The 13,849-nt window shown below is 66.9% G+C and carries 10 protein-coding genes; 8 read left to right on the top strand and 2 right to left on the bottom strand.

The window, feature by feature from the left end; genetic code table 11:
- Window positions 1-9: 9 nt before the first annotated feature.
- The 4 genes from BGO20_RS13375 to BGO20_RS13360 all read left to right on the top strand — a co-directional run bounded on the left by BGO20_RS13375 (window position 10) and on the right by BGO20_RS13360 (window position 6,127).
- A complete protein-coding gene (locus BGO20_RS13375) occupies window positions 10-576 on the top strand; it encodes a MerR family transcriptional regulator (RefSeq protein ID WP_291664127.1) in 567 nt (188 codons plus the stop codon).
- A gap of 191 nt (window positions 577-767) precedes the next feature.
- Window positions 768-2,555 carry an acyl-CoA dehydrogenase C-terminal domain-containing protein gene (locus BGO20_RS13370; RefSeq protein ID WP_291664128.1) on the top strand — a complete coding sequence of 596 codons (1,788 nt, stop codon included), beginning with the start codon at window positions 768-770 and terminating at the stop codon, window positions 2,553-2,555.
- Window positions 2,556-2,693: 138 nt separating this feature from the next.
- A complete protein-coding gene (locus BGO20_RS13365) occupies window positions 2,694-3,902 on the top strand; it encodes an acetyl-CoA C-acetyltransferase (RefSeq protein WP_291664129.1) in 1,209 nt (402 codons plus the stop codon).
- Window positions 3,903-3,925: 23 nt separating this feature from the next.
- Window positions 3,926-6,127: a 3-hydroxyacyl-CoA dehydrogenase NAD-binding domain-containing protein gene (locus BGO20_RS13360; protein WP_291664130.1), complete on the top strand. Its 2,202-nt coding sequence runs from the start codon at window positions 3,926-3,928 to the stop codon at window positions 6,125-6,127.
- Between the two features lie 110 nt (window positions 6,128-6,237).
- Here the strand turns inward: BGO20_RS13360 and BGO20_RS13355 are convergent, their stop codons facing one another.
- Window positions 6,238-7,140, bottom strand: coding sequence for a LysR family transcriptional regulator (locus BGO20_RS13355; protein ID WP_291664131.1), 903 nt, complete (start codon window positions 7,138-7,140; stop codon window positions 6,238-6,240).
- Window positions 7,141-7,256: 116 nt separating this feature from the next.
- On the opposite strand from BGO20_RS13355, the gene BGO20_RS13350 reads away from it, so the two are divergent.
- Window positions 7,257-8,030, top strand: a complete 774-nt coding sequence (locus BGO20_RS13350) for an SDR family oxidoreductase (RefSeq protein WP_291664132.1) — start codon at window positions 7,257-7,259, stop codon at window positions 8,028-8,030.
- Between the two features lie 153 nt (window positions 8,031-8,183).
- Window positions 8,184-8,678, top strand: a complete 495-nt coding sequence (locus BGO20_RS13345; RefSeq protein WP_291664133.1) for a peptide deformylase — start codon at window positions 8,184-8,186, stop codon at window positions 8,676-8,678.
- A 270-nt stretch (window positions 8,679-8,948) separates the two neighbouring features.
- On the opposite strand, the gene aptA is transcribed toward BGO20_RS13345, so the two are convergent.
- Window positions 8,949-10,286, bottom strand: a complete 1,338-nt coding sequence (gene aptA, locus BGO20_RS13340; RefSeq protein WP_291664134.1) for an omega-aminotransferase AptA — start codon at window positions 10,284-10,286, stop codon at window positions 8,949-8,951.
- Between the two features lie 224 nt (window positions 10,287-10,510).
- On the opposite strand from aptA, the gene BGO20_RS13335 reads away from it, so the two are divergent.
- On the top strand, window positions 10,511-12,196 hold the full coding sequence (locus BGO20_RS13335) for a tetratricopeptide repeat protein (protein WP_291664135.1): 1,686 nt from the start codon (window positions 10,511-10,513) through the stop codon (window positions 12,194-12,196).
- 192 nt (window positions 12,197-12,388) lie between these two features.
- Window positions 12,389-13,843 carry an EAL domain-containing protein gene (locus BGO20_RS13330; RefSeq protein ID WP_291664191.1) on the top strand — a complete coding sequence of 485 codons (1,455 nt, stop codon included), beginning with the start codon at window positions 12,389-12,391 and terminating at the stop codon, window positions 13,841-13,843.
- The last annotated feature ends 6 nt before the right edge of the window (window positions 13,844-13,849 follow it).

The raw sequence follows: 13,849 nt of genomic DNA, 5'->3' as shown, positions 1-13,849 counted from the left end.
GCGATAGGGATGGATTACCTGACGCTAGGAGAGGGCTTGCTGCATCCTGCTCTCTCACCCACCAGCGACGCTGCCAGTATGAGTCGGCGAAGCGGTCCCTCTTCAAGGATTGAACGCATGTCGCGCCACAGCACGGCTTTGGCGGGTTCCTCGATTCATGAGACCCGCGTGGATACTGCCTCGGACGACGGCGCCGATGCCGGAGGCTTCACGATCAGCGACCTCGCCCGTGATTTCGGGGTGACGCTGCGCACCCTGCGCTTTTACGAATCCAGGGGTCTGATCGCCCCCGCCCGTTCGGGCATGACGCGGATCTACTCGGCGCGCGACCGCGCCCGGCTGGCGCTCATCCTCAAGGGCAAGCAGCTCGGCTTCACGCTCATCGAGATCCGCGCGATGCTTGCCAACGAGGACAAGAAGGCGGGCGCCGCCGAGAAGTCGGCTGCCGTCGGCGGGCTTCACCTGTCCCGCGAGCAGATCGTCGAGCAGCTCGACCTCCTGCGCAGCCAGCGCGCCGAGATCGAGGACGCGATCAAGGAACTTGAGGGCGCGCTTGCGCGGCTCGGATCGGCCTGACCGCCGCCCCCCCAAGACAATTTCCAAACCCCGGTTCGCCGGGGTTTTTTTATGCCTCGGCCTTAGATCGGCCGTCGCGGCGGGCGAATATGCCGGTCGCCCCATTGCAAGCTGCTCAAGATTGTTTATATATGAACTATCTTGACTGGTCAGCCGGGAGGCGCGGCTGCGCGACATGAGGGAGGACGATCATGCCGGTCTATAAGGCGCCCGTCGACGATACGCTTTTCCTGCTCAAAGACGTCTTCAACATCGAGCGCTACAACAACCTTCCGGGGTTCTCGGACGCCACGCCCGACGTGATCGAGGCCGTCCTCGGCGAGGGCGCGAAGCTCTGCGAGGAAGTCCTCCAGCCGATCAACTATTCCGGCGATCAGGAAGGCTGCACCCGCCACCCAGACGGCCGCGTCACCACGCCGAAGGGCTTCAAGGAGGCTTATGAGGCCTATGCCGGCGGCGGCTGGATCGGCCTTGCGATGGATCCCGAGTATGGCGGCCAGGGCCTGCCCTACACGCTCGGCGCCGTGATGAACGAATATGCCTCGGCCGCGAACATGGCTTTCGCCATGTATCCGGGCCTGACCATGGGCGCGATCGCCGCGCTCTACGTCCACGGCTCCGACGAGATCAAGCGCACCTATCTGCCGAAGATGATCGACGGCACCTGGTCGGGCACGATGAACCTGACCGAGCCGCATTGCGGTACCGATCTCGGCCTGCTCAAGACCAAGGCCGTGCCGAACGGCGACGGCTCCTACGCCATCTCCGGCACCAAGATCTTCATCTCGGCCGGCGAGCAGGACATCACCGAGAACATCATCCATCTCGTGCTCGCCCGCATCGAGGGCGCACCGGCCGGCACGAAGGGCATCTCGCTCTTCGTCGTGCCGCGCAACAAGATAGGCGGGGATGGCTCGGTCGGCGCCAATAACGGCGTCTCCTGCGGCTCGATCGAGCACAAGATGGGCATCCACGGCAACGCCACTTGCGTCATGAACTATGAAGGCGCGCAGGGCTGGCTGGTCGGTGAGGAGAATCGCGGCCTCAACGCCATGTTCGTGATGATGAACGAGGCCCGCCTCGGCGTCGCGATCCAGGGCCTCGCCCAGTCCGAGGTCGCCTATCAGAACGCCGTCGCCTATGCCAAGGAGCGCCTGCAGGGCAGGGCGCTGACCGGCGCCAAGGAGCCCGCCAAGCCGGCCGATCCGATCATCGTCCACCCGGACGTGCGCCGCACGCTGATGTCGATCAAGGCCTTCAACGAGGCCGCGCGCGCCTTCGTGCTCTGGAACGCGCTGAAGTCGGACATCGCCCATCGCTCCGGCGATGCGGCCGAGCGCCAGGCCGCAGACGACCAGCTCGGCCTGATGACGCCGGTGCTCAAGGGCGTGCTCACCGATATCGGCTTCGACAACGCGGTGAAGGCGCAGCAGATGTTCGGCGGCCACGGCTATATCGCCGAGACCGGCGTCGAGCAGTTCGTCCGCGATGCCCGCATCGCCATGATCTACGAGGGCGCCAACGGCGTGCAGGCGATGGATCTCGTCGGCCGCAAGCTCGGCCGCGATGGTGGTCGTGGCATCATGGCCTTCTTCAACGAGGTCGGTGGCTTCCTGAAGGAGAATGCCGAGGACGAGGCGTTGAAGCCGCTGCTCGGGCCGCTCCAGATCTCGCTGGGCCATCTCCAGCAGGCGGCGATGTGGTTCATGAACAACGCCCTCGCCAAGCCCGACAATGCCGGCGCCGGCGCGACCGACTTCATGCACCTGCTCGGCCTCGTCTCGCTCGGCTACATGTGGGTCAAGATCGCCAAGGCCGCGCAGGAGAAGCTCACGGCCGGTGCCGACGAGCGGATGAGCGGCAAGCTCGTCACGGCCCGCTTCTTCATGGAGCGCACCTTGCCGGAGACCGCTGCCCATCTGGCGCGGATCACCTCCGGCGCGGACACCACCATGGCGCTCAGCGCCGAGCAGTTCTGACGACAACGCCGTCATACCCGGGCTTGCCCCGGGCATCGCTTGCAGAACCCGCTGGATGACGAGATGGTCGGGTCAAGCCCGACCATGACGTCCGGCACCAGAACGCGCCGCCCGACGGCGCTCCCGGGAGGCCACCAAATGGCAGACGCATTCATCTACGACCACGTCCGCACACCGCGCGGCAAGGGCAAGGCCGACGGCTCGCTTCACGAAGTGACCGCGATCGAGCTCGGCACCCAGGCGCTTCGCGCCATCAAGGACCGCAACGATCTCGACCCGCTCCTCGTCGAGGACGTGGTGATGGGCTGCGTCGATCCGGTCGGCGAGGCCGGCGCCGACATCGCCCGCACCGTCGCGCTCAAGGCGGGCTACGGCAAGGAGGTGCCGGGCGTGCAGATCAACCGCTTCTGCGCCTCGGGCCTCGACGCGGTGAATCTCGCCGCGGCGCAGGTCATGTCCGGCCAGAAGGAGATGGCGATCGGAGGCGGCGTCGAGTCGATGTCGCGCATCGGCATGGGCGCCTCGGGCTTCGGCATCGCGGTCGACCCCAGCGTGGCCATCGACACCTATTTCATGCCGCAGGGCGTCTCGGCCGATTTGATCGCGACCAAATATGGCTTCTCGCGTGATGATGTCGACGCCTTCGCCGTGCGCTCGCACCAGCGCGCCGCCAAGGCCTGGGAGGAGGGGCGCTTCAAGCGCTCGGTCATCCCGGTCACCGACGTCAACGGGCTCACCATCCTCGACCGCGACGAGACGATCCGGCCGGGCACCGACATGCAGGCGCTGGCCGCGCTGAAGCCCTCCTTCGTCCAGATGGGCGAGATGGGTGGCTTCGATGCGGTCGCGACCGCCGCGCATCCCGATGTCGAGTTCGTCAACCATGTCCACCATGCCGGCAACTCGTCCGGCATCGTCGACGGCGCCGCCGCCGTGCTCGTCGGTTCGAAGAAGGCTGGCAAGGCCGCGGGCCTGAAGCCGCGCGCCCGCATCAAGGCCTTCGCCACGGTCGGCTCCGATCTCGCGCTGATGCTGACCGGCCCGGTCGACGTCACCGAGCGCGTGCTGAAAAAGGCCGGCATGTCCGTCAAGGACATCGACCTCTTCGAATTGAACGAGGCCTTCTCCTCGGTTGTGCTGCGCTACCAGCAGGCGCTCGACATCGACGACGCCATCCTGAACGTCAACGGCGGCGCCATCGCCATGGGCCATCCGCTCGGCGCGACCGGCGCGATGGTGCTCGGCACCGTGCTCGACGAGCTGGAGCGGCAGGACAAGCAGACCGCGCTGGTGACGCTCTGCGTCGCCGTCGGCATGGGCGTCGCCACCATCATCGAGCGCGTCTGAGCGGAAGGGCAGGGAGAGAGATCATGAACCTCACCAATTTCCGCTTCGAGACCGACGCCGACGGCATCGCCGTCGCGACCTGGGACATGCCGGGCCGCTCGATGAACGTCATCACCCCCGAGGTGATGGAAGAGCTGAACCAGATCGTCGACAAGGTCGCGGGCGATGAAGCCATCAAGGGCTGCGTCATCACATCCGGCAAGGAGAGCTTCTCCGGCGGTGCCGATCTCACCATGCTCCAGGGCCTGCGCGATCTCTATGTGAAGCTCGCCAGGGAGAAGGGCGAGGCGGTCGCGATGCAGAGCTTCTTCGACGAGAGCCGCAAGCTCTCTCTGCTCTACCGCAAGCTCGAAACCTGCGGAAAACCCTTCGCCGCGGCGATCAACGGCGTCTGCCTCGGCGGGGCCTTCGAACTCTCGCTCGCCTGCCAGTATCGCGTCGTTTCGGACGATGCCTCGACCCGGGTCGGCCTGCCCGAGATCAAGGTCGGGCTCTTCCCCGGCGCCGGCGGCACCCAGCGCGTTTCGCGCCTGATGCAGACCGGCGACGCGCTCCAGATGATGTTCAAGGGCGAGCAGGTGAAGGCGCTGCCGGCGCGCAATTCCGGCCTCGTCCATGCGGTCGCGCCGCGCGCCGACATCGTCCAGAACGCCAAGGATTGGCTCAAGGCCAATCCGCAGGCAACGCAGCCCTGGGACCAGAAGGGCTTCAAGCTGCCCTCGAACAAGGTGCATTCGCCGGCCGGCATGCAGATCTGGCCGCCGGCCAACGCGATCTATCGCCGCGAGACCAACGACAACTACCCGGCCGCCCGCGCCATCCTCTCGGCTGTCTATGAGGGCTTGCAACTCCCGATCGATCTCGGCCTCAAGGTCGAGAGCCGCTACTTCGCCAAGATCCTCAGGACGAAGGAGGCGGCCTCGATGATCCGCTCGCTCTTCGTCTCGATGCAGGAGCTGAACAAGGGTGCCCGCCGCCCGGCCGACGTGCCGCCGTCCAAGCTCAAGAAGGTCGGCGTCATCGGCGCGGGCTTCATGGGCGCCGGCATCGCCTATGTCACGGCGAATGCCGGCCTGGAGGTCGTGCTGGTCGACAAGGACATCGAGGCGGCCGAGAAGGGCAAGGCCTATTCGCACAAGCTGGTCTCCGACCAGATCATGAAGGGCCGCGCCAAGACCGCCGACCGCGACGCGCTGCTCGGCCGCATCAAGGCCTCCGCCGATTACGCCGATCTCAAGGGCTGCGACCTGATCGTCGAGGCCGTCTTCGAAGACCCGAAGGTCAAGGCCGAGGTCATCGCCAAGGTCGAGGCCGTGGTCGGCCCGCGCACCATCTTCGGCTCCAACACCTCGACGCTGCCGATCACCGGCCTCGCCGAGACCAGCCAGCGCCCGAAGAACTTCATCGGCATCCATTTCTTCTCGCCGGTCGAGAAGATGCTGCTGGTCGAGGTCATCATGGCCAAGAAGACCGGCAAGAAGGCGCTCGCCATGGCGCTGGACTTCGTCCGCGCCATCAAGAAGACGCCGATCGTCGTCAACGACACCCGTGGCTTCTACGCCAATCGCTGCGTCGGCAACTATATCCGCGAAGGCCACCTCATGCTGATGGAAGGCGTGCCGCCGGCGATGATCGAGGCCGCCGGCAAGCAGGCCGGCATGCCGGTCGGGCCGCTCTCGCTCAATGACGAGGTCGCCGTCGATCTCGCCTACAAGGTGCTGAAGGCGACCAAGGCCCAGCTCGGCGAAGGCGCGGTCGATCCGGCGCAGGAGAAGCTGCTCGCCGACATGGTCGAGAAGCATGGCCGCCTCGGCCGCAAGAACCGCAAGGGCTTCTACGACTATCCGGAAGCCGGGCCGAAGCGGCTCTGGCCGGGCCTTGCCGATCTCGTCGGCAAGCGGCTCGATCCCGAGAGCGTCGACATGGAGGAGCTGAAGCATCGCCTCCTGGTGACGCAGGCGCTCGAAGCCGCGAAGACCTATGAGGAAGGCGTCGTCACCGATCCGCGCGAGGCGGATGTCGGCTCGATCATCGGCTTCGGCTTCGCGCCTTACTCGGGCGGCACGTTGTCCTATATCGACAACATGGGCGCGGCGGCCTTCGTGAAGCTCTGCGAGAAGCTGGCCAAGGCCCATGGCCAGCGCTTCAAGCCGAATCGGCTGCTGAAGCGCATGGCCAAGACCGGCGAGAGCTTCTACGGCACGGCCGAGAAGCAGGCGGCCTGAGCCAGAGCATTTTCGAGCGAAGTGGATACCGGTTCGCGTGAAGAAAATGCGATAAAACAAAGGTCTGGAGCACTGACGCGTTTCGGAGAAACGTGGCAGTGCCCCAGGGTTCAGTTCGCCAGCCGCGTGCGCAGCAGCGCCACGAGCCAGTCCGCGAGGACCTGCAGCCGGCGCGAGAGGTGCCGGCGGTGGGGATAGAGCAGGGTCATCGGCATCGGCGCAGCCCGGTGGCGGGGCATGACCTCGACGAGCTCGGCCGCCGCGAGATGCTCGGCGACGTCATAAGCCGGGATCTGGATCAGGCCGAGCCCGGCGAGGCAGCAGGCGATATAGGCTTCCGCACTGTTGACGGTGACGCGGCCGGGCAGGGCGCGGCCATGAAGCGTACCGTCCTCCAGCCATTCCCAGGGCTCGATCCGCCCCGTCGACGGCGAGGCGTAGTTGACAGCCCTGTGCCCATCGAGTTCGCCGGGATGCGTCGGCACGCCATGCGCCGCAAGATAGCCGGGGCTGGCGACATTGATCAGTGGCAACTCCCCGACCGAGCGCGCGATCAGCCCTGAATCGCTCAAGGGGCCGACGCGCAGCACGCAATCGATGCCGTCCTCGATCAGGTTGGCCGCCCGGTCGGTGACGCTGAGATCGATATCGATCTCGGGATAGCGGGCGAGGAAATCGGGCAGGGCCGGCGCGATGATCAGGCGCCCGATCCGGCCGGGCACGTCGATCCTGAGCCGTCCGGCCGGGCTTGCGGCGCTGTGGCGGAACAACGCCTCGGTCTCCTCGACATCGGCCACGAGTCGGGAGCAATGCTCGTAGAAGGCCGCGCCGTCCGGTGTCGCCGAGACGCGCCGCGTCGTGCGCTGGAGCAGCCGGGTGCCGATCCGTTGCTCCAGCGCGGCGACCGCCGCCGAGACCGAGGAGCGCGGCAGTCCCAGCGCTTTGGCCGCCTGGGTGAAGCTCTCGCATTCGACGACGCGGGCGTAGATGCGAAAGAGGTCGATGCGGTCCAAATCGGCACTCCAGATTGTTCGAAATATCTGACCAGTGATGTCATAATCGAAATCTTTATAGCCGATTTTGAGACGATATCTTGTCGCCATCGATTCCAGGCGAACAGGAGCATGCGATGGCCGACCACGGCATCAAGGGTAAGACGGTTCTGATCGCCGGCGGCGCCAAGAATCTCGGCGGCCTGCTGGCGAAGGACCTGGCGGCGCAGGGCGCGAAGGCCGTCGCGATCCACTACAACAGCGCTCCGGCCAAGGCCGAGGCCGAAAAGACCATGGCCGCGATCAAGGCGGCCGGCGCGGATGCCTTCGCCTTCCAGGCCGACCTGACCTCGGCTTCCGCCATGGAGAAGCTCTTCACCGAAGCCAAGGCGGCGATGGGCTCGATCGACATCGCGGTCAACACGGTCGGCAAGGTGCTGAAGAAGCCGATGGTCGAGATCAGCGAGGCCGAGTTCGACGAGATGAGCGCGGTCAACTCGAAGACGGCGTTCTTCTTCCTCAAGGAGGCCGGCAGGCAGGTCAGCGACAACGGCAAGGTCTGCACGCTGGTGACTTCGCTGCTCGGCGCCTTCACGCCGTTCTATGCGAGCTATGCCGGCACCAAGGCCCCGGTCGAGCATTATACCCGCGCCGCCTCGAAGGAATTCGGCGCGCGGGGAATCTCGGTCACCGCCATCGGCCCTGGCCCGATGGACACGCCGTTCTTCTACCCCGCGGAAGGGGCCGATGCGGTCGCCTATCACAAGAGTGCCGCCGCGCTCTCGCCCTTCTCGAAGACGGGCCTGACCGATATCCAGGACATCGTGCCCTGGATTCGCTTCCTCGTCTCGGACGGCTGGTGGATGACCGGCCAGACCATCCTCGTGAATGGCGGCTACACCACGAAGTAGGCTCGCCGTCGAATCGGCGGCAGGCTCGCGAGGCGCCTGTCGCCGTTCGATCGCATGATGCGCTTCCGGATAACATCGGGAAGCGGTTTGCCGGAGGGGCCGGTTCCGTGAAGCTCGGAATCGGGGATGCAAGCAGGAAGTCGGAACAAGCCTATGCCGTCGCGGCCGATCCTGAGCTTTCCCGATCCGCGCCTGCGCGTGGCGGCGGCACCCGTCACGCGCTTCGATGCCGATCTGCGCGAGCTTGCGGCCGATCTGCTCGACACGATGCGGGAAGCGCCCGGCATCGGCATCACCGCGCCGCATATCGGTGTTTCGCTGCGGCTGGTGGTGCTGGAGCTGGTGCCGGGCAGCGTACGGACCTACGTCAATCCCGTACTGGACTCGGTCTCGCGCGAGACTATCCGCCACGTCGAGGGCAGCGTCTCGATGCCGGGCGTGACCGATGAGATCGAACGCCATGCCCGCGTGCGGGTGCGCTACCGCGATCTCGACGGGGCAGAGCAGGTCGAGGAGGCGGAGGGCCTGCTTTCCGTCTGCCATCAGCACGAGATCGACCAGCTCGACGGCGTCTTCTGGATCGATCGCCTCTCGCGGCTCAAGCGCGATAGGTTGATCGCCCGCTACAACAAGCTGCGGCGGGTGTAGGGCGGTCGCAAGCCGCTACTTACTTGTTTCCGTATGTCCGCTGAAGGATCGCTAGCAGCTGTTGGCCAGTATCTCTGTCGAATTGGATCGTCTGACTGAGCTTTCCGGGAATTTCGCGATCCGCAGAGCCAAATGTATCGATCTGGATGATGGGGCCTTTGGTTCCATCTCCAAAAATTTTCACCCGTGCACGGACAGTGCTTGGGTGAAGGGCTCCTTCTGACGAGCCCATCTCAATGCTCTCAACACGGGCCATCGAAGCAGCGGGCCTCAGTTCGCAACCGACCGGATCACCCGGCGCAGCTTGCCGACCAGTTCCTCCACCTGCGCCTCCGTGATGATCAGCGGCGGGGAGAAGGCGATCGTGTCGGCGGCGGTGCGGATCATCAGCCCTTCCTCGTGGAAGGCGCGCTCGATCGCCTCGTAGCCGCGCTTGCCGGCTCCGTCGGCGCGCGATGCGAGGTCGACGGCGCCGACCATGCCGAGCGTGCGGATGTCGACGACGTTCGGCTCGCCCCTGAGGCTCATCACCGCGTCGGCGAAGGCGCCTTCCATGGCGCGGGCTCGCTCGAACAGCCCTTCGTCGCGGTAGATGTCGAGCGAGGCGAGCGCCGCGGCCGCCGCCAGCGGATGGCCGGAATAGGTGTAGCCGTGGAACAGCTCGATGACGTTGTCGGGGCCGCCCATGAAGGCGTCGTAGATGTGCTTGCGCACGATCACGCCGCCCATCGGCACGGTGCCGGAGGTCACGCCCTTGGCAAAGGTGATCATGTCCGGGATCACGCCGTAGCGCTCGGCGGCGAAGGCGAACCCGAGACGCCCGAAGCCGGTGATGACCTCGTCGAAGATCAGCAGGATGCCGTGCTTGTCGCAGATCTCGCGCAGCCGCTTGAGATAGCCCTTCGGGGGCGGCAGTGCGCCGGTTGAGCCCGCCATCGGTTCGACGATCACGGCGGCGATGGTCGAGGCGTCGTGCAGCGCCACCAGGCGTTCCAGCTCGTCGGCGAAATGCGCGCCGTATTCCGGCTCGCCCTTGCTGAAGGCCTGCTTCTCGCGGTCATAGGTATGGGGCAGGTGGTCGACGCCGGTGAGCAGCGAGCCGAAGAACTTGCGGTTGTTCGACATGCCGCCGACAGAGATGCCGCCGAAGCCGACGCCGTGATAGCCGCGCTCGCGGCCGATCAGCCGGGTCTTCGAAGCCTTGCCCGAGACGTTCCAGTAGGCCAGCGCGATCTTGAGCGCCGAGTCGGCCGCTTCCGAGCCGGAGCCGGCGAAGAAGACATGGTCGAGATCGCCCGGCGCCAGCGCTGCGATGCGGGCGGCGGCGGCGAAGACCTTGGGATGGCCGTACTGGAAGGAGGGAGCGTAGTCGAGGTCGCGCGCCTGCGCCTGGATCGCCTGGATGATGGGCTCGCGCGCATGGCCGGCATTGCAGCACCACAGCCCGGCCGTGCCGTCCATGACGGGCCTGTTCTCCGGCGTATAGTAGTACATGCCCTCGGCCCGGGCGATCATGCGGGGATTCTTCTTGAACGACCGGTTCGGTGTGAACGGCATCCAGAAGGCTTCGAGATCGTTCGGTGTGGCGATGGGGGCGGCGGCGGTCATCACGGCGTCCTGTGAATTAACGTTCGTTCAACCTAGCAGGTCGATGCAGCGTGTAAATCGCGCCGAACCGCGTCATGGCTGCGTCCGCTGGCGAATGTGCATGTCGGAATTGCAACGTGACGCCACGTCAGCGATGGCGTAATCTGCCCATAGGGGCGTGAACTGAATGGACCCCGATGGGCGATAGTGCCGAAGACAACGCACGGCTGGACGAAGAGGCCGCCGTGTCGCTTCGTGCCGGGCTCGCGCGTATCCTCGCATCCGATGCCTTCAGCGCCGCGCCTCAGCTTTCGGCCTTCCTGAGCTTCGTCGTCGAGCGGGCGATCGAGGGCCGCAGCGCCGAGCTGAAAGGCTACACCATTGCCGTGGAGGCGCTCGGGCGTCCGTCCGAATTCGATCCGCAGATCGATCCGATCGTGCGGGTCGAGGCCGGCCGGCTGCGTCGCGCCCTGACGCAGTATTATGCCGGCGAGGGGCGGCTCGACCCGGTGCGCGTGTCGATGCCGGTCGGCGGCTATGTTCCGGCCTTCGAATTCGGGGCGCCGGAGCCGGTGGAGCCCGTCGAAGAGGACGTCGAGCCTGACGCCGGGGAGGCGCCCGAGCCCGACCCGGCCGCCCGACGCTGGCTTCAGGCTGCTCTGGCGGCCCTGGCCCTGTCGCTCATCGCCCTGTTCGCCTGGTATCTGCAGCCGCTCGACGAGCGCTACACGACGCAGAGCAGTCCCTCGCCGGTTCCTCCGCCGACGGTGGTGCAGGAACGTCCGTCCCTCCCGACCCAGCCGGTCGTGGTAGCCATCGTGATGCCGCGGATTCCGGAGGATGCCAAGACCGCCGACGCGCTCCGCCGCATCTCGGAGGTGTTCGTCGACGTGATGGCGCGGTTCGACGACCTCTTCGTGATCAAGGCGCCCGCGCCCGGCGAACCCGCGCCGGAGGGCGCCGATTACGTCTTCGAGATCAGCGTCGTCTCGACGGACGGCGTGCTCGAGGGCTTCGGCCGCCTGCGCTCGAAGGATGGGCGCATCGTGTGGACGGCTTCCGCAAGCCGTCCGGCCGATGCCTTCCTGCAGGATCAGGACCTCGTCGATGTCGGCCGCCGGATCGGAACGCGCCTGGCGGAGCCGTTCGGCATCATCCACGCCGATTTTCGGCAGAACGCCTCGTCTTCCGCGATGCAGTGCGTCTTCCAGGCTTTCGACTACCGTCGCTTCATGACGGCGGAGCGGCGCGCGGCGGCCCGCCAGTGCCTCGAGCAGCTCGTGCAGCGCGATCCGGAATTCTATCCCGCCTGGGCCCAGCTCGCGATGCTCGGTGCCAACGAAGTCGCGTCGGGCGCGGATGTGGACCGGCGCGCGGCGCTGGACCGCGCCCTCTCTTCGGCTTTGGTCGCGATGCAGCTCGCGCCGTCGGGTGCCCGGGCGCAGCAGGCGATGATGGATGTCCTGTTCCTGCGCGGGACGGTCGGCGATGCGATCAAGGCGGGGCGCGAGGCGCTGAACCGCAACCCCTACGATCCCGACATCATGGCCGATCTCGGCTCGCTCTATGTTCGGCTCAATCGTCCGGCCGAAGGGCTGCCCTTGTTGGAGCGGGCGATCTCGATCAGCCCCGGCCGGCCCCCCTGGTATGATTTCTATACCTATGTGGCGGCCTATCTGACCGGCGCGAGGCGCCTCTCCGAAACCTATGCTGCCGTGCTCGCCGCCGACACCACCCCGCTCAGCCTGCTCGGGCAGGCGTTGCAAGCCGGCAGCAACAACGACGTCGCCAAGCGCGACGCGGCGCTGCGGGCGCTGAAGGAGCGCTCCCCGCGATTCCAGTCGGATCCGCGCGACTACCTCTCCCGGAAGGGCTTTGCCGAGGAGGTGGTGCAGCGGATGCTCGGCGATCTCGGCCTGGGCAGCCGATAGCGCCTCCTGCCCCCATGCCTCTTGCGTCCTGCTCTTGGCGCAGCGGCCCGGGCGCCTTGTTCTGACACGCAAGGAGTCGCGTGCGTGGTATCGCTCGCTTGTCGCCGCGTCGGCGCGTATTCTCACGCGCAGCGTTGTGATTCGTTCGCTTTTCCCGATTAACCCCGACGCGCGAGCGCTGCCTTGGCTCCTGTGCGCCTGAAAGCCCTGCACCCTCTCGCCGGCGCCGTGACCGGCGTCTCGGCCGGCGCCGTCGTGGCCATTCTGCTGCCCGGTGCCCTGGGTACGGCGCTGGGGCTCCTGGCCTCCGGTCTCGGAGTGGCGGCCAGCGTCTGGACGCTGGAACGCCGGAATGCCGCACATCGCGAGCTGCTGCTGGCGGGGCTGGGCGAGGTCAAGGTGCGGCTGGCGACCGGCGCGATCCGGATCGACGCGCTCTCGCAGCGGATCGAGCTCATGCCGATGCGCGACGTCGATGCCGCTCCGGCCAGGGCCGCCATCAATGAATTGACGGCCGAGGTGGGGCTGCTCGGCGATCTGATTCACCAGGTCGCGACGACGCTCGCCGACCATGACGAGAAGCTGACGCGCCTGCCGCCCGCGGTCCCCCCTGCGCCACAGACGGCGAGCATCGCTCCCGAAGTCCGGCTGGATCCCGAGGCGGCCCGCCGGGAGCATGCCGAGAAGCTCGCGGCCGAGCGGGCGGCGGCGGCCGCTGCCGCACGCGAGAAGGCGGAAGCCGAGCGCGCCCGGCTCGTCGGCGAGGCACTCGGCGAGGGGCGGGTCGAGGTGCAGCTGCAGCCGATCGTCTCGCTGCCGCAGCGCCGGACGCGCGGCTACGAGGCCTTGCCCAGCCTGCGGATCGACGAGAACACGCTGCTGATGTCGCATGAATTCCTCGACGTGGTCGAGGAGCGCGGCTTCGGGCCGACGCTCGATGCGCTCGTCCTGACCCGCGCGCTGGCGATCGCCCGCCATCTCGCCTCGAAAGAGGGCGACGTCTTCGTCTCCTGCAATTTCAGCGCCGCAACCTGGAATTCGTCGCGGGCATTGGCGGCTTTGACGCGCATTCTCGATCGCTATCGCGACCATATCGGCCGCCTCGTCATCGAGATGCCGCAGGCTGTGTTTCGCTCGCTCGATCCGACGAGCCTCGGCCTGCTCGGGGCGATGTCGGCGAATGGCGTGCGGTTCGCGCTCGATCAGGTCGTCGATCTGCGCCTCGATCCACGTTCGCTGTTCGACCGCGGCGTCCGCTTCGTCAAGATCAAGGCGGCGCTTCTCGAAGCCCATGCCGATGGGCGCGTGGCGAGCGACATTGCTGCCGGCGATCTCGCGGCGATGCTCACCCGGGCCTCGATCACGCTGGTCGCCGAGGCCGTCGAAGACAATCCGGCCGCGGCCGATATGATCGAGTTCGGTGCCGGCATGGGGCAGGGCAATGCCTTCTCGCCGCCGCGCCCGGTGAAGCCGGATGTTTTCGCCGAGCCCGCGCCGGCCGCGCCCGCCCGGCCGGAGCCTGCCGCGCCGATGCCGTCCGCGGAGGTGCTGGACTATCCGCAGCCGGCTGCCTCCGCCCCGGCGGAGCCGGCCCCGATGCCGGAAAGGCTGCCCTTCCGGGCGGTGCTGAGGCGCGCCAGCGCCTGAGCCGGC

Source organism: Allobosea sp. 67-29 (genome assembly GCF_001898115.1).
Taxonomy (GTDB): Bacteria; Pseudomonadota; Alphaproteobacteria; order Rhizobiales; family Beijerinckiaceae; genus Allobosea.
Note: the sequence above shows the minus strand (reverse complement) of the source record. Positions and strands in the feature narration are given on the sequence as shown.

Coding starts and splice junctions, on each gene's coding strand:
- BGO20_RS13375 (WP_291664127.1), top strand. CDS start 10: ATGGATTACCTGACGCTAGGAGAGGGCTTGCTGCATCCTGCTCTCTCA.
- BGO20_RS13370 (WP_291664128.1), top strand. CDS start 768: ATGCCGGTCTATAAGGCGCCCGTCGACGATACGCTTTTCCTGCTCAAA.
- BGO20_RS13365 (WP_291664129.1), top strand. CDS start 2,694: ATGGCAGACGCATTCATCTACGACCACGTCCGCACACCGCGCGGCAAG.
- BGO20_RS13360 (WP_291664130.1), top strand. CDS start 3,926: ATGAACCTCACCAATTTCCGCTTCGAGACCGACGCCGACGGCATCGCC.
- BGO20_RS13350 (WP_291664132.1), top strand. CDS start 7,257: ATGGCCGACCACGGCATCAAGGGTAAGACGGTTCTGATCGCCGGCGGC.
- BGO20_RS13345 (WP_291664133.1), top strand. CDS start 8,184: ATGCCGTCGCGGCCGATCCTGAGCTTTCCCGATCCGCGCCTGCGCGTG.
- aptA (WP_291664134.1), bottom strand. CDS start 10,286: ATGACCGCCGCCGCCCCCATCGCCACACCGAACGATCTCGAAGCCTTC.